Below are 16,173 nucleotides of genomic sequence, written 5' to 3' on the forward strand. Positions count from 1 at the left end.
GAAAGCGTAACTAAGTGGTTACGCTTTTGTCCATGGGTTGCCGGTTGTTCACCGAGCAGCCCCGGAGGAAGGCGGCCGGTCGGTGATCCGACCGGCCGCACAGGACGATTATTCGCGCGTCACTTCGGGAGTTCGGTCCGGCTGGACCACTCGTAAACACGCAACCGCCCCTCCGGGGTGTCCTTCTCCTTGCGGGTCACCTTGAAGTGTTCGTAACCACCCTTGAACGGGACTTTCAACTCGATTCCCGGCGGGGTGATGGGAACGATGCGCGCGGGCATGTCTTTCGGCCCGCCCTCGAGGACAGCCTTCACAACAGTGCTCATCATCGGATGGTAGAAGCGTGACCGCCCCGATTTCGCGGATTCACCGAAGCGCCGCGCGGAAAAAGTTTCGGCGTCAGGGCACAGTGACAACCAGTTTGCCGACGGTACGGCCGGTGTCGCCCAACGCATGCGCCTTCGCGGTGTCCGCCAACGGGAAGATGCCCGCGATCGTCGGACGCAACTTGCCGGATTCGACGAGCCCGGCCAGCGCGACCATGCCCGCGTGGTCATCCTCCACCAGCATGCGCAGCGCGCGCACGCCGAGCTTGCTCGCCTCGCCTGCCAGATCGACCTCGCCGGACGGGCGCAGCGTGACAAGCACGCCACCCGGCCGCAATGTGCGCAGCGAGTGGACGCTGTTGTCGTCACTGATCGAATCCAGCACCACGTCCACGTCGCGGACCGCCTCGGCGACATCGGTTGTGTGGTAGTCGATCACCTCGTCCGCGCCGAGATCGCGCAGGAATTCGTGATTGGGCGCGCTCGCCGTGCCGATGACGTAAGCGCCGCGCGCCTTGGCGATCTGGACAGCGAAGTGCCCGACGCCGCCCGACGCCGCGTGGATCAACACTCGCTGGCCTGCCTGCAAGTCGGCGGTGTCGACCAGGGCCTGCCAGGCGGTGAGTGCTGCCAGCGGGATCGCGGCGGCCTGCACATGATCGAGGCTCGCGGGTTTGCGGGCGAAGGCGCGGGCCGGGCCGACGACGTACTCGGCCATCGCGCCGTGGCCGTTCGGGTACGGGAGCATGCCGAAGACCTCGTCGCCGGGTTGGTACAGGGTCACGCCGATGCCGATTTCGGCGACCTCGCCGGACACGTCCCAGCCGAGAACGAAGGGCGGTGGGGGCAGGAAGCCGCTCGCGTTGGCGCGGTGCTTCCAGTCGGTCGGGTTGAGCCCGGCCGCACGCACCCGCACCAGAATCTCGCCGGGACCGGGCACCGGCCGGGGGAGTTGCACCTCGGTGAGGACCTCTGGGCCGCCGAGGGTGTCCTGACTGATCGCACGCATATTTTCGCTCATTGCACAGAGTTTGCCGGTTCGGCGCCTGCCAGAAAATGGCATGATTGCCATTATTCGATATGATCGTGCCATGACGTCTTCGGTTCATCGGATCGCGGTGCTGGCGCTCGACGGGGTCTACCCGTTCGAGCTCGGCATCCCGAACCGGGTCTTCGGCAGTGCGGGCGGTCGTTACGAGGTTCGCACCTGCTCGCTCGACGGTCAGCCGGTGCGAACCGTCGCGGATTACTCGATATCCGTCCCGCACGACAGCAGCATCATCGATACCGCCGACACCGTGATCCTGCCCGCGTGCGACATCGCGATGACCCTGGACGGAGACCTGCCGCAGCCGGTGCGCGACGCGCTCGCCCGGATCCGGCCCGGCGCCCGGCTCGTCGCGATCTGCACCGGCGCGTTCGTCGCGGCCGCCGCCGGACTGCTCGATGGGCGCCCGGCGACCACGCATTGGTACGAGGCCGACCTCTTCCGTCAGACGTTCCCGCGCGTTCGCCTCGATCCCGACGTGCTGTATGTCGACGACGATGACATCCTCACCTCCGCGGGCGCGGCGGCCGGTATCGACGTGTGCCTGCACCTCGTGCGCCGCGACCACGGCAGCGCGGTCGCCAACGCGGTGGCCAGGCGCTGCGTCATGCCGCCGTGGCGCGAAGGAGGCCAAGCCCAATACATCGAGCAGCCCGTCCCGCCGTCCACCTCGGCGGGCGCCGCCGCCGCGCGCCAGTGGGCGCTGGAAAACCTGCACCTACCGCTCACCGTCGACGAACTGGCCGTCCGCGCCCGCATGAGCAAACGCACCTTCGCCCGCCGCTTCAGCGAGGAGGTCGGCATGAGCCCGGGCCGCTGGCTGATTCAGCAGCGCCTGTTCCGCGCCCGCCACCTGCTCGAATCGACCGACATGACGGTTGACCGCATCGCAGGCGAGGTCGGCTTCGCCACCGGAACCTCGTTGCGCCAGCACTTGCACGAGGCAATCGGCGTATCACCCCAGGCCTACCGCCGCACCTTCACCCGAACTCTCTCGCCGGCCTGAGGCCGAACGGCCGATCTCGAATCACGCTGTCGCCCTACGGCTGCCGGACATAAACTGCCACCCGGACGCTGCACGCACTGGCCGACCGCCGGGCAGCACCATCGGCCGTCCGCCGCTCGTGACCACGCTCAACGGGACATGGTGGCGGCGAAGTGCGAGTGGGGCCGCCGTCATGTCTACCGTCGGCCGGTATCGGCGGAGCCGGTCAGGTGGCATTCGGAGTGGGGAGGCCGAGGCGGGCTGCTATCCACGGCAGCGACGAGGTGAACGCCGCTGAGGCGAATTGCCAGGTGTGGCCGCCCTGGGTGGTGTGGATGGTGCAGTCGATGCCGACCTGGTGACCCTGGTTGCACAGCTTTTCGGCCGCGCCGACCTCGCCGGTGTCCATGACGCCGTCGTGGCCGCCCATTCCGGGGTTGTCGTCGTCCATCTGCGGGCGGGGCCCGCGTGGTGCGCCGTTGCCGGTGGGGTAGTGGCGCTGCGGTGGGGTGAGGTCGTCGAAAAGGCCTGCCAGGCCGGTGTATTGGCCATGCTTGGCCATGACGGTGACCGGGTCGAAGGCGGCCCACTGGTCGGCATTGCCGCCGTAGAGGCGGGCGATGGTTTGGTCTTTGGTGCCGGAGACGGGGCCGATGTCGCCGGCGATGTCGACGAAGGTGTGGATCAGTTCCGGGTGCATGACGGCCAGGTCGACGGCGCAGGTGCCGCCCATGGACCAGCCGACCACCGCCCACTGCGCGGGATCGGCGGCGGCGCCGAAGCGGGATTCGAGGTAGCTCGGCACATCTCGGGTCAGGTGGTCGGCGGCGTCGCCGCGCGGGCCGTTCACGCATTCGGTGTCGTTGTTGAAACTACCGCTGGAGTCGACGAACACGAGGATCGGTGCGAGGCCACCGTTGGCGGTGGTGAATTGGTCGACGGCGGGCATGATCTGTCCGCTGCGGATCCAGTCGGCGGGGGTGTTGAATTCGCCGCCGATCATCATCACCACGGGCAGCGTGGGCGGGGTCGGCCCGGCGAACCAGGCGGGTGGCAGGTAGACGTACTCGGTGCGATGCGGAAAGTTGCTGCCCGAGTCGGGAATTCGGACCGGCACGATTTTGCCGGTGGACACGTTGGTGTTGCGCAATCCGGCCAGCGCGTCGAGGTCGGTCTGGTTCGGCAGCGGGCCGGCGGTGAGCGCGCCCCACGCGGACTGCGCGGTGGGGTAGTAGCCGACCCACTGGTTGAGCACGAGACCCGTACTGAGCAGAGCCACAGGAATGGCGAGCACGGCAACCCCGCGCCGCCACCAACCGGCACCCCGCCAGCCGAGCACCGCGACGGCCAACGCTCCCGCCGTCCCACCGACGCAGGCCCACAGCAACGCGGGCGCGGGATCCGACGCCAACCCCTGATTCGACACATACCACCGCGCGACCAACGCGCCGAGCCCGCCGATCAGCACACACACCGGCACCTGGATCGCCCACCACCGCCGCGACCTTCGTGCGACGGCGACGAGCAGAAGTACCACCGCGACGATCTCCACGGTCAACGGCAGCCACCCGTGCAACAGGGAGACCCCATGATGAAAGGTGTTCTGATAGTTGGGATTCAGGTTCGCCGACGGCAACTGTGGGGCCGGTGGTGGCACCGGGATCGCGGGCGCGGCAAACGGCACTCCGAGGGCAGACACGTACGGCATTGTCGACACCGTTCCTCGAGAGACGCTGTGAATCCGCTCCAGCCAACCTGGGTGGTTCCGGGTCGGCGCAACTTGTCGGTGGGTGCTGGCATAGTCGCGCTCGTGACGTTCAGTACTCGCTTAGAAGTCCGTGTGTCCGACCTGGATCCGCAGTTGCACGTCACCGGCGCTGCGTATCACCAGTACGCCGACCACTCGCGATTCGCGTGTGTGCAGGCGGCCGGGATTTCGGTGGACGAGTTGATCGCCGACGGGTTCGGGCCGGTCAATCTGGAGACGACGATCAAATTCCATCGAGAGCTACGTGGCGGCGACACGGTCGACGTGTCGTGCGCGTGGTTGTGGGGGACCGGCAAGACGTATCGAGTCGAACAGGTCCTGACCCGCGCGGACGGTGAGGTGGCCGCCACGGTGCTCAACGTCAGCGGATTGCTGGATCTCACAGCGCGACGTCTCGTCGTCGATCCGGCGCGCGAGTGGGCGGCGCGCGCCAGTAAACCGGAGCTACTCGGCTTCCCCGCGGCGTCGTAAGTCGCTCGGGCGGATGGCCCGGCGCACCCCGTGTCGCTGGACCGTGAAAGACCCTGCCTCCGCTAGACTCTCGAACAGTTGTTCGTGTCTGCGAGAGGGGATTTCGTGCGGGTGATGGGCGTCGACCCCGGGCTCACCCGGTGCGGCCTCAGCATCGTCGAGGGCGGTATCGGCCGGAAGGTCACCGCGATCGCCGTCGATGTGGTCCGCACCCCGCCCGACATGGACCTCGCGCACCGCCTACTCGAGGTCTCCGACGCCGCCGAATTGTGGCTGGACACGCACAAACCGGGGGCCGTCGCGATCGAACGCGTCTTCGCCCAGCACAATGTGCGTACCGCGATGGGCACCGCGCAGGCGGGCGGGGTGATCGCGCTCGCGGCCGCGCGCCGCGGCATACCGGTCGCGTTCCACACGCCCAGCGAGGTGAAGGCCGCGGTCACCGGCAACGGCACCGCGGACAAGGCGCAGGTCACGGCCATGGTCACTCGAATACTCGGCCTGCAGGTCGCGCCGAAACCGGCCGACGCGGCGGATGCGCTCGCGCTGGCCATCTGTCATTGTTGGCGGGCGCCGCTGCTGGAGCGGATGGCCAAGGCCGAAGCCCTAGCGGCCGAGGTGCAACGCAAGTACGCGGAACGGCTTGCCGAACAACGGAAGGCGGTACAGAGGTGATCGCGTCGGTACGCGGTGAGGTGCTGGAAATCGCCCTCGACCACACGGTGATCGAGGCGGCGGGCATCGGTTACCGGCTCAATGTCACCCCCGCGACGCTGGCCACGCTGACCCGCGGCGAGGAAACCCGGCTCTACACCGCGATGATCGTCCGCGAGGACTCGATGACGCTGTTCGGCTTCGCCGACACCGAGGCGCGCGACCTGTTCGGTCTGCTGCAAACGGTGTCCGGTGTCGGCCCCCGCCTGGCCATGGCGGTGCTCGCGGTGCTCGAACCCGAGGCGCTGCGCAAGGCGCTCGCCGAAAGCAACGTCGCCGCGCTCACCCGGGTGCCCGGCATCGGCAAGCGCGGGGCCGAACGCATGGTGGTCGAGCTGCGCGACAAGGTGAATCTCGTTCCGGTGCAGTCCGGTCCGCCCGGCGCCGCCACCCCGGTCATCACGCCGGTGCGCGACCAGGTGGTCGAGGCGCTCACCGGTCTCGGCTTCCCGCTCAAGCAGGCCGAGCAGGCCATCGACTCCGTACTCGCCGAACAGCCCGCCGCCAATACCTCTGTCGGGCTGCGCGCCGCGCTCAACCTGCTCGGCAAGAATCGGTAACTCCGCATGGAATACGAAGAAGAAGCGGACGAATCCCAGGTCACGCCAAGCTATTTGAAGTCCGACGGCGAGATCGAGGCCAGCCTGCGGCCGAAGTCGCTCGACGACTTCATCGGCCAGCCCCGCGTGCGCGAACAGCTCGCGCTGGTGTTGCGTGGCGCCAAACAGCGCGGCGGCACACCGGATCACGTGCTGCTGTCCGGGCCGCCCGGGCTCGGCAAGACCAGCATGGCGATGATCATCGCGACCGAACTCGGTACCGCGCTGCGCATCACGTCCGGCCCCGCACTGGAACGCGCGGGCGACCTGGCGGCCATGCTCAGCAACCTGGTCGACGGCGACGTGCTTTTCATCGACGAGATCCACCGCATCGCCCGCCCCGCCGAGGAAATGCTGTACCTGGCGATGGAGGACTTCCGCGTCGACGTGGTCGTCGGTAAGGGGCCGGGCGCCACCTCGATTCCGCTCGATATCGCCCCGTTCACCCTGGTCGGCGCGACGACCAGGTCGGGTGCGCTCACCGGCCCGCTGCGCGACCGCTTCGGCTTCACCGGGCACATGGATTTCTACGATCCGGCCGAGCTGCTGCTCATCATCCTGCGCTCGGCCCAGATCCTCGGCGTGCAGATCGACCGCGAGGCCGCCGCCGAAATCGCCGGCCGCTCCCGTGGCACGCCCCGCATCGCGAACCGCCTGCTGCGCCGCGTCCGCGACTACGCCGAGGTCCGCGCCGACGGCATGGTCACCCTGCCCATCGCCCGAGCCGCCCTCGAGGTGTACGACGTCGACGTGCTCGGCCTGGACCGCCTCGACCGCGCCGTACTCACCGCCCTGGTCCGCAGTTTCGGCGGCGGCCCCGTCGGCGTCTCCACCCTCGCGGTCGCCGTGGGCGAGGAAGCCGCCACCGTCGAAGAAGTCTGCGAGCCCTTCCTCGTCCGCGCAGGCATGGTCGCCCGCACCCCCCGCGGCCGCGTCGCCACCGCCGCCGCCTGGGAACACCTCGGCTTGGTCCCACCCCCCGACCTCGTCTTCGGTGCCATCGAAGTCCGAGGCCGCGAACCCCAACCCACCCTCGACCTCTTCGAGTGACCTAGCACCGCAGCGGGTTACAACCGCTGGCCCACGAGCTGATCGCCGCTCCCAGAATCGCCCGCCGCGCACATCTTCTTCTGCCGCGCACGAAATTGCCGACAAATCGGTGCGCGCCAGACGAATCGATGCGCCGGACGAACCGGTCGCGGGCGAGACGATTCGGTGCGCGGCGAGAAGCTCGGCAGTGCCGAGCTAATCGCCTCGCGCACGGATTGTGCTGCCGCGCACGAGATTACTGGCAGTTTCATGCGCCCGGCGCGAACCGGTGCGCTCGGGCAGTAGCTCAGGTGCCAGGCGCGCGTGAACCGTGCTGCCGCGCACGAGACTGCGGGCGTTTTCGTGCGCGCCGGGTGAATTGGTGCGCTGGGGGGTGGTGGGGTTCGGCGAGAGGTTCGGCAGTGTCGAGGTGACCGCTTGCTGCGCGCATGTTGTGTTGCCGCGCACGAGATTGCGGGCGTTTTCGTGCGCGTGGGGTGAATTGGTGCGCTGGGGGGTGGTGGGTTCGGCGAGAGGTTCGGCAGTGTCGAGGTGACCGCCTGTTGCGCACGGATTGTGCTGCCGCGCACGAGATTGCGGGCGTTTTCGTGCGCGCCGGGCGAGTTGGTGCGCTGGGGGGTGGTGGCGTTCGGCGAGAAGTTCAGCAGCGTTGACCTGACCGCCTGTTGCGCACGGATTGTGCTGCCGCGCACGAGATTGCTGGCGATTTCGTGCGCGCCGGGCGAATCGGTGCGCTGCGGGTGGTGGCGTTCGGCGAGAAGTTCAGCAGTGTCGAGGTGACCGCTTGCTGCGCACGGATTGTGCTGCCGCGCACGAGATTGCGGGTGTTTTCGTGCGCGCGGGGCGAGTTGGTGCGCGGGGCGAAGCAGGGTGCATGGGGCGAAGAGGGGCGGGGCGGGGCGAAGAGGGGCGGGGCGAAGAGGGGCGGGGAGAAGAGGGGCGATGCGGGGGCGGTGGTGGGTTACTCGCCTGCGTCGCGGTGCAGGGTCCAGCGGTGGTGTTGGTGTTCGGCGTGCTGTAAGGCTGTGACTACCAGGTCCATGAAGGCGTCGACCTCGTCGCCTTGGTAGCCGCGGGTGCCGAGTCGGGCACCGCTGAATCGCACCGATCGCACGTCCGCGACGGTCAGGCTGCCGGGGCCGCCGTGGGCGAGGGTGGCGGCGACCAGGTCGAGGAAGGCGTCGACCTCGTCTTCGTGGTATCCGCGACGGCCGACCGGCGCGTAGGTGAATCGCATGCGCTGCACGTCATCCGGGGTGAGGATCGAGTGCCCGTTGCCTGCCGGTGTCGGCCGGGTGCCGCGCTGGCGGGCCTCGAGTTCGACGCGCACCTGATCGAGGTATTCGTCGACCTGATCCGCGCGATAGCCGCGGCCGCCGGGGCGGGGTGCGGCGAAGGCGACGTGACGCAGATCGTCGGCGGCGAGGGCGCCCTGCCCGGCCATGGTCGCGGCGACGAGGTCGAGGAAGGCGTCCACCTCGTCCGCGTGGTAACCACGCTGCCCGAATGGTGGTGTGGCAAAGCTGATCCGGCTTACATCCTCGGGGGTCACGGGCGACATTCTGTCAGGCCCGACCCGCCGGGCCGGTGGAATGTTCGGTTTTCGTACTCCCTGGTCTCTTGCGACCACGAGCGCCCCCTGGCGGACACGTCGGAACTGTTCCCCCACCTTAACGCCGCCGACGCCGTCAGGGGGCTTATCGATTTGCTCAGTCCTTGCGGACGCCGTCGATCAACAGCCGCCGAATGGCCTCGTTGAGGCCCTGAATGGACCCGGCGTCGGTGTCACGCAGGCCGTGCACGATGCCGGCCAGCAGCATGCCGGTGACGGCCCGTGCGGTGTTGACGGTGTCCAGATCCGCTCGCAGATAGCCGAGTTCGACGCCGTGGTCGAGATATCCCGCGGTGAGTGCGTCGGCCATGTCGAGCAGGCCGTACAGGCGCGCGGTCAGCTCCTCGTCGATACCGGGCGCGTGCACGAGCAGCAGCTGGGCCACCCGGCGGTCATCCATCAGGATGTGCGTGAGCGCCTGGCCGATCCGGTCGGTCTGCGCGCGGTATTCGTCCAGCGTGGTGGCGGCGTCGGGGGCGTTCTCGGTGCCGAGGGTGTCGATGATCTTGGCGGACAGGTCATCGATGACGTGGTCGATGATGTCGCGCTTGTTGCTGAAGTAGCGGTAGAAGGTGCCGTGCCCGATGCCCAGGTGACCGGCGATATCGGCGATCCCGGTGCCGTGATAGCCCTTCTCCGAGAAGCAGACGAACGCGGTGTCGATGATTTCCTGGCGGAGCTCGGCTTTGCGCCGCTCGGCCCGCGTCAATGGCTTCGTCACGCCACCGATGATACAGTCGTCACAAACGGAATGATGTGTCATTCTGTGATAAACGGTTCACATACCTGGAGGTTCGGAGTGGCGCCTCAGTACGACGCGATCGTGGTCGGTGCGGGATTCGGTGGCATGGGGGCGGGCATCGAGCTCGATCGACTCGGCCTGAGCAATTACGTCATCCTCGAACGCGAGGACGACCTCGGCGGCACCTGGCACGTCAACCATTACCCCGGCCTGGCGGTCGACATCGCCTCGGTCACCTACTCGTACTCCTTCGAGCCCAACCCGTATTGGACGCGCCTGTTCGCGCCCGGCGCGGAGCTCAAGAAGTACGCCGGGCACATCGCGGACAAGTACGGCTTGCGCCGCCGCATGCGCTTCGGCACGGTGGTCGACGGCGCCCGCTGGGACGAGGAGCACCAGCACTGGGTGGTGTCGGTCGCGGGCGGTGAAACCCTCACGGGCCGTTACCTGCTCACCGCGACGGGCTTCCTGTCCCAGCCCTACACTCCGCCGTTCCCCGGCATCGACTCGTTCGCCGGCAAGATCATCCACACCACCGCGTGGGAGGACGATTTCGACCTGACGGATCGCAAGGCGGCGATCATCGGCACCGGCGCCACCGCCGTGCAGCTGGTGCCCGAGGTGGCCAAGAAGGCGAAGGCGCTCACCGTCTTCCAGCGCACCCCGATCTGGGTGGTGCCGAAGATCGACACCGCCATCCCGGCGCCGGTGCAGAAGCTGTTCGACCGGGTGCCCGCCACCCAGAAGGCCGCGCGCCTGTTCAACACCAGCCTGCTCGAGGCGCTCATGGTGGTCGGCGTGCTGCATTACACGCAGGCCAAGCCGCTGAACAAGGCCGCGGGCATCCTCGCCAAGGCGCATCTGCGTACTTCGGTGAAGGACAAGGAAACTCGCAAGCAGCTCACCCCGCACTACGACTTCGGCTGCAAGCGCCCCACCTTCTCCAATACCTACTTCCGCAGCTTCAACAAGCCGAACGTGCGCCTGGAGACCAACTCGATCGATCACATCGAGGCCGACGGCATCGTCACCGCCGACGGGCACAAGACCGAGATCGACACGCTGATCCTGGCCACCGGCTTCAACCTGTGGGACGTGAACTTCCCGGCCATCGAGATCATCGGCCGCGACGGCGTCAACCTCGGAAAGTTCTGGCGGGACAACCGTTTCCAGGCCTACGAGGGCATCACCGTGCCGAAGTTCCCGAACTTCCTCAGCCTCAACAGCCCGTACTCCTACAGCGGCCTGTCCTACTTCACCACCATCGAGGCGCAGATGAAGCACATGGGACGGCTCTTCGCCGAGCTGTTCCGCCGCGGCGAGCACACCTTCGAGGTGACCGAGCAGGCCAACGCGGGCTTCCTCGACAAGGTCACCGACAAGCTCGGCACCTCGGTCTTCTACGGCGGCAACTGCTCCACCGCCCGCAGCTACTACTTCAACCCGCACGGCGAGGCCGCGCTGCTGCGCCCGACCAGCACCCTCAACGCACACCGCGAGGCGGTCAGCTTCCCGCTCGACGACTACGTCTACGGCAAGTCCGCCTGAGCCAGGACGCCCCGTTGCGCAAGCCCCGCCGGACCGGTTCCGGCGGGGCTCGCCGCGCTACTTGGCGATCTTGCGCAGCACCCATTCCGCGAGCATCGGTGTCACCATCGAGTGCTCGGTATTGGTTGCGTTGCAACAGAACTCGGTGAGCGCCGTGTGCTCGGCGGTCACCTTGCGCAGATCCTTGTCGAGCGCGACCTCCCAGGTCATCGGGTCGAAGTCCAGCGCGACCGCGCTGACCGACGGGACGAAGCAACTCCAGCGCTTCGCCTCCTCCATGTCGATGCCGAGCGTGGTGGCGACCTGGCCGAACGAATCCAGCATGCCGCCGGGTGCGCCGTCGAACGGTGCGACCTCGGTGGTCGTCGACGTGCGCGCGGTCAGCCCGAGGTGCATGCCGCCGATCGGCTGCTTGTCGCCGAAGGCGGGCTGATACCGCGCGGTGGCACTGCCGACCAGACCGCCGAGGAACTTCTTGTCGAAGGCGATCTCGCCGGCGGGCAGCGCGGGCCCCTGTCCGTCGCCGCGCCCGTTCGCGACGCCCAGTCGCACCGGCCGCTGCGGGAAACCGCCCAAATCGGCCAGCTCCTGGACGAATTGGGCCCGCAACGGCGACGCGGTGGCCACCGGGCCGGAAGACCGCGCGTCCGCCACCCACGCCCACAGCAACTGCTGCGCCGCAGGGCTACGGATCAAACTGGCCTTGCTCGCCTTGCCGGGCGCGGTCGCCTCGAAGGACTCGAAGAAGTACGCCATCTGCTGCAGGATCAGCGGAATCCACGCGCCGTTGTGCGGCGAATCCCAGGACAGATAGGTCCCGGTCCGGTGATCCTCGTCGGCGCGTTCCATCGCGGCGAGCGCGTGCCGGGTGATCAGGCCGCCCATGCTCACGCCGCCGGTGATCAGCGGCGTATTGCCCTGCTGTTCGGCGATGACCTTCCCGATGCAGGCCCGCGCCACGCCCGAGTTGACCTGGATGTAGTCGTGCCGAGTATCGAAGCCGAGCAGCACGATGTCGATGCCGGCGGCCAGCAACTGGTCGAACAGCCGCTCACCCGCGTCCGAGTAGGGATGGTTGAACCACTGCCACAGCCCGTCGAGGTCGCTGGGACCGTAGTTGAAGCCGTCGGCGAAGATCATCGGATTGACCAGCCGCTCGTGCCCGGTCCCCAGATGCACCGCCGCCGTGCCCTTGCCATGCTTCCCCAGGTAGGGGTGTTCGGAAACGAGCGGCCACTCGTAGTCCGGGCGCCGCGCGGGCTCGCCGTTTCTGGCCTCCGGGGTGCCGAACCACGGTCCGGCTTCGGCGCTGCGGGCCAGGTCGTAGAGCTCCGGCGCGGCCAGATCCCCTGCGGCTTTCTGTAGTAGCGTTTTTACGTCGATTCTGGCTTCCTTGGCCATCATCGTCCCCTTTGTGAAGGCACAGAAGGTCCCGAGACACGGCTCGAAGATCGATGAGTTCGTGCGTAGATCAGGCTCCCCGGCCACGCCGTCGGGACGTCCTGCGCTGATGAATTCCCTGCGATTTCTACTGTAGGCCAACGGAATTCGTTACGAGCGCGTTTCCGACCGAAGAATTTACGGACAAACCGACCGGGCTATTCGGGCTCCGGTGGTGGCCGCGGATTCGCTGTGCGATATGGCCGATCGGCGCATCCGCGCTCCCCAGCAGGTGTGCCGGTGTGGCGACGGAGACATGAACTGGCAGACTGTCTGGGTACATACCCATCCCACCCACAAGACTAGGGACTGACTTCGACGATGGAACTTCTGTTTCCGCTGCTGCTGGTAGCCCTGCTCGTGCCGATGTTCCTCGGCGTCCGCCGCCAGAAGCGGGAAGCCGCCAAGGTCACGGAGATGCAGGACACCCTCAAGGCGGGCGACCAGGTCATCACCACGTCGGGGCTGTACGGCACCGTCGTCGATCTCGACGACACCACGGTTGATCTCGAGATCGCCGAGGAGGTCGTCACGACGTGGCTGCGCGCGGCCATCCGCGAGGTGCGTGTCGATACCGAGCCGGTTGCCGACGACGCCGACGCCGACGCAGACACGATCGCCGTCGAGCCGGCCGCTGCCGACACCAACGGTGCGCACGTGGCCGACGCCGTCGAGGAATCCGCCGCGCAGACCGAGACCCGGCTCACCAAGGACTGAGGTCCTTCGGCGTGCCCGCGCGCCGGATGCTGCCGCGACCATGGCCTGCGGGCCGCAGCCGCGGCGGTGTCCGATCCGCGGGCCCCGTCGCCTACGCCACTACTGTCCGCACCCGGCGTCGCTGGTGTGTGCCTGCCTGTTCCATTCTCGACTTCCCGCCTAGGAGATGACGTACTGTGCCACCTTCCCAGGGATCGGCGCATCCGCTCCGGCTGCTCGGCGTCTACGCCGCGCTGCTGGCCGTGATCTATGCGCTGGTGTTCTTCACCGGTGACAAATCCTCGACACCACGGCTCGGCATCGACCTCCAGGGTGGTACCCGGGTCACGCTGACCGCCCGAACGCCGGATGGCGGTAGGCCGAACCAGGACAGCCTGAAGAAGGCGCAGGACATCATCGAGAACCGGGTCAACGGTCTCGGTGTGGCCGGGTCCGAGGTCGTCATCGACGGCGACAACCTGGTGATCACGGTGCCCGGCGACGACGGGCAGCAGGCGCGTGCGCTGGCGACCACCGCCAAGCTGTACATCCGTCCCGTGCTGAATGCAGTACCTGCCGCTCAGCGCGGTCAGGCGCAGCAACCGGCACCGGGTGCGGCGCCACCCGGCGCACCGGGCGCACCCGGTGAGCTGGTGCCGCCCGCCGCGGGTGGGGAGGCCCCGCCGGCCGCACCGACCGACGCACCTTCCGTCGGCGCGCCCGCCTCGGGCGGCGCACCCGTCGAACCGGCCCCGCAGCAGCGGGTGTTCCCGGCGCAGGGACCGACGCAGCCGCCCGCCGATCCGAACCTGTCGCCACAGGAACAGGCGACCAAGGACATCCAGGACGCCAAGGCGGTCCGGCAGAGCGCCGACCCGACCATCCAGCAGGCCGCGATGGCCACGCTGGACTGCAGCAAGCCGGACCCGTTGCAGGGCAACGACGATCCGAACCTGCCGCTGGTCGCCTGCTCCACCGACGGCCAGGAGATCCTGCTGCTCGACAAGAGCCGGATCGACGGCCAGGAGATCAAGACCGCGAGCTCGGGCCTGAACACCCAGCAGGCGCGGCACGAGGTGTACCTCGAGTTCAAGTCCGCGGGTAGCGACGCGTGGGCCCAGCTCACCGGCGAATACGTCTACAAGCGGGTCGCCTTCGTGCTCGACACCAAGGTGGTCAGCGCGCCGACCGTGCAGCAGGGACCGCAGCAGGGTGGCCGCACCCAGATCTCGGGTAACTTCACCGCGGCCACGGCCAAGGAACTGGCGAACACGCTGAAGTACGGTTCGCTGCCGCTGTCGTTCCAGACCTCCGAGGCCGAGACGGTGTCGGCGACGCTTGGCCTGTCCTCGCTGAAGGCGGGTCTGCTCGCCGGTGCGATCGGCTTGGCCGTGGTGTTGCTCTACTGCCTCGCCTACTACCGGATGCTCGGGTTCGTCACCGGATTGTCGCTGGTGGCTTCGGGTTTCGCGGTGTACGGCATCATGGTGCTGCTCGGCAGATGGATCGGGTTCACCCTCGACCTCGCCGGCATCGCCGGTCTGATCATCGGTATCGGTATGACCGCGGACTCGTTCGTGGTGTTCTTCGAACGCATCAAGGACGAGATGCGCGAGGGCCGCAGCTTCCGGTCGGCCGCGCCACGCGGCTGGCAGCGCGCCCGCCGCACGATTCTGTCGGGCAACGCGGTCAGCTTCATCGCCGCCGCGGTGCTCTACATTCTCGCGGTCGGCCAGGTGAAGGGCTTCGCGTTCACCCTCGGCCTCACCACCATCCTCGACGTCGTCGTGGTGTTCCTGGTGACCTCGCCGCTGGTGTTGCTGGCCTCGCGCACGAACTACTGGGCCAAACCGTCGGTGAACGGGCTCGGTGCGATCCAGCAGGTCGCGCGCGAGCGGAAGGCGGCCGAGGCCGCACTCGGGAAGGCGTGAACGAGATGACGAACCACACCAGCACGTCGCGCACCCCGAACCCGGCCGAGACCACGGACGTTTTCGCCGCGGTGACCGAGCAGCCCAAGCACGGCTTCTTCAACCGGCTCTACACCGGCACCGGCGCCATCGACGTCATCGGCAAGCGGCGCAACTGGTACCTGATCACCGCCGCCATCATCCTGATCTCGTTGGGCAGCATCATCTTCCGCGGCTTCAACTTCGGGATCGACTTCGAAGGCGGCTCGCGGGTCCAGTTCCCGGCCCAGGGGGCGAGCACCAGTCAGGTCGAGGAGGTGTACCGCTCGGCGATCGGCTCCGATCCCGTCTCGGTGCAGACCGTCGGCAGCGGCGGCAACGCCACCATCCTGATCCGCTCCGAGGCGCTCAACAAGGATCAGGTGGACGCGCTGAACAACGCGCTGTTCACCAAGTTCCAGCCCAAGGGCAAGGACGGCACGCCCAGCCGCGCCGCGATCAGCGCGTCGGACGTCAGCGAGACCTGGGGCAGCCAGATCACCCGCAAGGCGCTCATCGCGCTGGCGGTGTTCCTGGTGCTGGTCGCCGCCTACATTGCGATCCGCTTCGAACCGCACATGGCGATCGCCGCGCTGGCCGCGCTGGTCTTCGACGTCACCGTCACGGCGGGCGTGTACTCGCTCGTCGGCTTCGAGGTGAGCCCGGCGACCGTGATCGGCATCCTGACCATCCTCGGCTTCTCGCTGTACGACTCGGTGGTGGTGTTCGACAAGGTCGAGGAAAACACCAGGGGCATCCTGCATTTGAACCGCCGCACCTACGGCGAGCAGGCCAACCTCGCGGTGAACCAGACGCTGATGCGCTCCATCAACACCGCCCTCATCGGCATCCTGCCGATCGTCGGCCTGATGGTGATCGCGGTCTGGATGCTCGGCGTCGGCACGCTCAAGGACCTGGCGCTGGTCCAGCTGGTCGGCCTGCTGGTCGGCACCTACTCCTCGATCTTCTTCGCGACGCCGCTGCTGGTGTCGATCAAGGAGCGGTGGGGCCCGGTAGCTCGGCACACCGACAAGATCAAGGCCAAGCGGGCCGGCGTCGCCAGTGCGCGTGCGGGTTTCGAGGCGGAGCGGCGGGCGACCGCGGCGACCGGCCGCGGCTACGACGACGAGCCGCGCAGGCCAAGGGAACCGGGGCAGGCGCCCCGACCGGGCGCGCGCCCGAGCGGGAAACGGCAGAAGCGGCGGCACTGACACAGGCAGGGGTT

The 16,173-nt window shown here is 67.9% G+C and carries 15 protein-coding genes; 9 read left to right on the forward strand and 6 right to left on the reverse strand.

Annotated elements, in window-relative coordinates; genetic code table 11:
* Window positions 1-119: 119 nt before the first annotated feature.
* The gene (locus ABZ942_RS05135; RefSeq protein ID WP_150406073.1) at window positions 120-326 is read right to left on the reverse strand and encodes a DUF5988 family protein; all 207 of its coding nucleotides are present in this window, start codon (window positions 324-326) and stop codon (window positions 120-122) included.
* A gap of 73 nt (window positions 327-399) precedes the next feature.
* Window positions 400-1,347 carry an NADP-dependent oxidoreductase gene (locus ABZ942_RS05140; RefSeq protein WP_357379177.1) on the reverse strand — a complete coding sequence of 316 codons (948 nt, stop codon included), beginning with the start codon at window positions 1,345-1,347 and terminating at the stop codon, window positions 400-402.
* 70 nt (window positions 1,348-1,417) lie between these two features.
* Here ABZ942_RS05140 and ABZ942_RS05145 point away from each other — a divergent pair, with 70 nt between their 5' ends.
* Window positions 1,418-2,380, forward strand: coding sequence for a helix-turn-helix domain-containing protein (locus ABZ942_RS05145; protein WP_357379179.1), 963 nt, complete (start codon window positions 1,418-1,420; stop codon window positions 2,378-2,380).
* A 205-nt stretch (window positions 2,381-2,585) separates the two neighbouring features.
* Here ABZ942_RS05145 and ABZ942_RS05150 read toward each other — a convergent pair whose 3' ends face one another.
* On the reverse strand, window positions 2,586-4,022 hold the full coding sequence (locus ABZ942_RS05150) for an alpha/beta hydrolase-fold protein (RefSeq protein ID WP_357379404.1): 1,437 nt from the start codon (window positions 4,020-4,022) through the stop codon (window positions 2,586-2,588).
* A gap of 147 nt (window positions 4,023-4,169) precedes the next feature.
* Between ABZ942_RS05150 and ABZ942_RS05155 the strand changes: the two genes are divergently transcribed.
* The 4 genes from ABZ942_RS05155 to ruvB all read left to right on the forward strand — a co-directional run bounded on the left by ABZ942_RS05155 (window position 4,170) and on the right by ruvB (window position 6,961).
* Complete coding sequence (locus ABZ942_RS05155) at window positions 4,170-4,598, forward strand: acyl-CoA thioesterase (protein WP_357379181.1); 429 nt, start codon at window positions 4,170-4,172, stop codon at window positions 4,596-4,598.
* Between the two features lie 105 nt (window positions 4,599-4,703).
* Complete coding sequence (gene ruvC / locus ABZ942_RS05160) at window positions 4,704-5,273, forward strand: crossover junction endodeoxyribonuclease RuvC (protein ID WP_357379406.1); 570 nt, start codon at window positions 4,704-4,706, stop codon at window positions 5,271-5,273.
* The gene (gene ruvA / locus ABZ942_RS05165) at window positions 5,270-5,872 is read left to right on the forward strand and encodes a Holliday junction branch migration protein RuvA (RefSeq protein ID WP_357379183.1); all 603 of its coding nucleotides are present in this window, start codon (window positions 5,270-5,272) and stop codon (window positions 5,870-5,872) included. Before ruvC ends, ruvA begins: the two co-directional genes overlap by 4 nt.
* 6 nt (window positions 5,873-5,878) lie before the next feature.
* Window positions 5,879-6,961 (forward strand): Holliday junction branch migration DNA helicase RuvB, encoded by a 1,083-nt coding sequence (ruvB, locus tag ABZ942_RS05170; protein ID WP_357379185.1) that lies wholly within the window; start codon window positions 5,879-5,881, stop codon window positions 6,959-6,961.
* Window positions 6,962-7,922: 961 nt separating this feature from the next.
* Here ruvB and ABZ942_RS05175 read toward each other — a convergent pair.
* Window positions 7,923-8,522, reverse strand: coding sequence for a DivIVA domain-containing protein (locus tag ABZ942_RS05175; protein WP_357379187.1), 600 nt, complete (start codon window positions 8,520-8,522; stop codon window positions 7,923-7,925).
* 148 nt (window positions 8,523-8,670) lie between these two features.
* Window positions 8,671-9,336, reverse strand: coding sequence for a TetR/AcrR family transcriptional regulator (locus tag ABZ942_RS05180; protein WP_357379189.1), 666 nt, complete (start codon window positions 9,334-9,336; stop codon window positions 8,671-8,673).
* 36 nt (window positions 9,337-9,372) lie between these two features.
* On the opposite strand from ABZ942_RS05180, the gene ABZ942_RS05185 reads away from it, so the two are divergent.
* Complete coding sequence (locus tag ABZ942_RS05185) at window positions 9,373-10,863, forward strand: NAD(P)/FAD-dependent oxidoreductase (RefSeq protein WP_357379191.1); 1,491 nt, start codon at window positions 9,373-9,375, stop codon at window positions 10,861-10,863.
* A 57-nt stretch (window positions 10,864-10,920) separates the two neighbouring features.
* On the opposite strand, the gene ABZ942_RS05190 is transcribed toward ABZ942_RS05185, so the two are convergent.
* A complete protein-coding gene (locus ABZ942_RS05190; RefSeq protein ID WP_357379193.1) occupies window positions 10,921-12,264 on the reverse strand; it encodes a hypothetical protein in 1,344 nt (447 codons plus the stop codon).
* A gap of 360 nt (window positions 12,265-12,624) precedes the next feature.
* On the opposite strand from ABZ942_RS05190, the gene yajC reads away from it, so the two are divergent.
* The 3 genes from yajC (at window position 12,625) to secF (ending at window position 16,159) form a co-directional block, all read left to right on the forward strand.
* Window positions 12,625-13,020, forward strand: coding sequence for a preprotein translocase subunit YajC (yajC, locus tag ABZ942_RS05195; RefSeq protein WP_357379195.1), 396 nt, complete (start codon window positions 12,625-12,627; stop codon window positions 13,018-13,020).
* A gap of 176 nt (window positions 13,021-13,196) precedes the next feature.
* Complete coding sequence (gene secD / locus ABZ942_RS05200; RefSeq protein ID WP_357379197.1) at window positions 13,197-14,930, forward strand: protein translocase subunit SecD; 1,734 nt, start codon at window positions 13,197-13,199, stop codon at window positions 14,928-14,930.
* A gap of 5 nt (window positions 14,931-14,935) precedes the next feature.
* Window positions 14,936-16,159, forward strand: a complete 1,224-nt coding sequence (gene secF / locus ABZ942_RS05205; RefSeq protein WP_357379199.1) for a protein translocase subunit SecF — start codon at window positions 14,936-14,938, stop codon at window positions 16,157-16,159.
* Window positions 16,160-16,173: the final 14 nt, after the last annotated feature.

The sequence above is a fragment of the Nocardia sp. NPDC046473 genome, from assembly GCF_040645995.1.
Lineage (GTDB): Bacteria > Actinomycetota > Actinomycetes > Mycobacteriales > Mycobacteriaceae > Nocardia.

What these genes read in the sequence shown, in the direction of transcription:
- ABZ942_RS05180 (WP_357379189.1), bottom strand. Translation starts at nt 9,336, where the DNA reads ATGACACATCATTCCGTTTGTGACGACTGTATCATCGGTGGCGTGACG.
- secF (WP_357379199.1), top strand. Translation starts at nt 14,936, where the DNA reads ATGACGAACCACACCAGCACGTCGCGCACCCCGAACCCGGCCGAGACC.
- ABZ942_RS05190 (WP_357379193.1), bottom strand. Translation starts at nt 12,264, where the DNA reads ATGGCCAAGGAAGCCAGAATCGACGTAAAAACGCTACTACAGAAAGCC.
- ABZ942_RS05135 (WP_150406073.1), bottom strand. Translation starts at nt 326, where the DNA reads ATGAGCACTGTTGTGAAGGCTGTCCTCGAGGGCGGGCCGAAAGACATG.
- ABZ942_RS05140 (WP_357379177.1), bottom strand. Translation starts at nt 1,347, where the DNA reads ATGAGCGAAAATATGCGTGCGATCAGTCAGGACACCCTCGGCGGCCCA.
- yajC (WP_357379195.1), top strand. Translation starts at nt 12,625, where the DNA reads ATGGAACTTCTGTTTCCGCTGCTGCTGGTAGCCCTGCTCGTGCCGATG.
- ABZ942_RS05175 (WP_357379187.1), bottom strand. Translation starts at nt 8,522, where the DNA reads ATGTCGCCCGTGACCCCCGAGGATGTAAGCCGGATCAGCTTTGCCACA.
- ABZ942_RS05145 (WP_357379179.1), top strand. Translation starts at nt 1,418, where the DNA reads ATGACGTCTTCGGTTCATCGGATCGCGGTGCTGGCGCTCGACGGGGTC.
- ruvB (WP_357379185.1), top strand. Translation starts at nt 5,879, where the DNA reads ATGGAATACGAAGAAGAAGCGGACGAATCCCAGGTCACGCCAAGCTAT.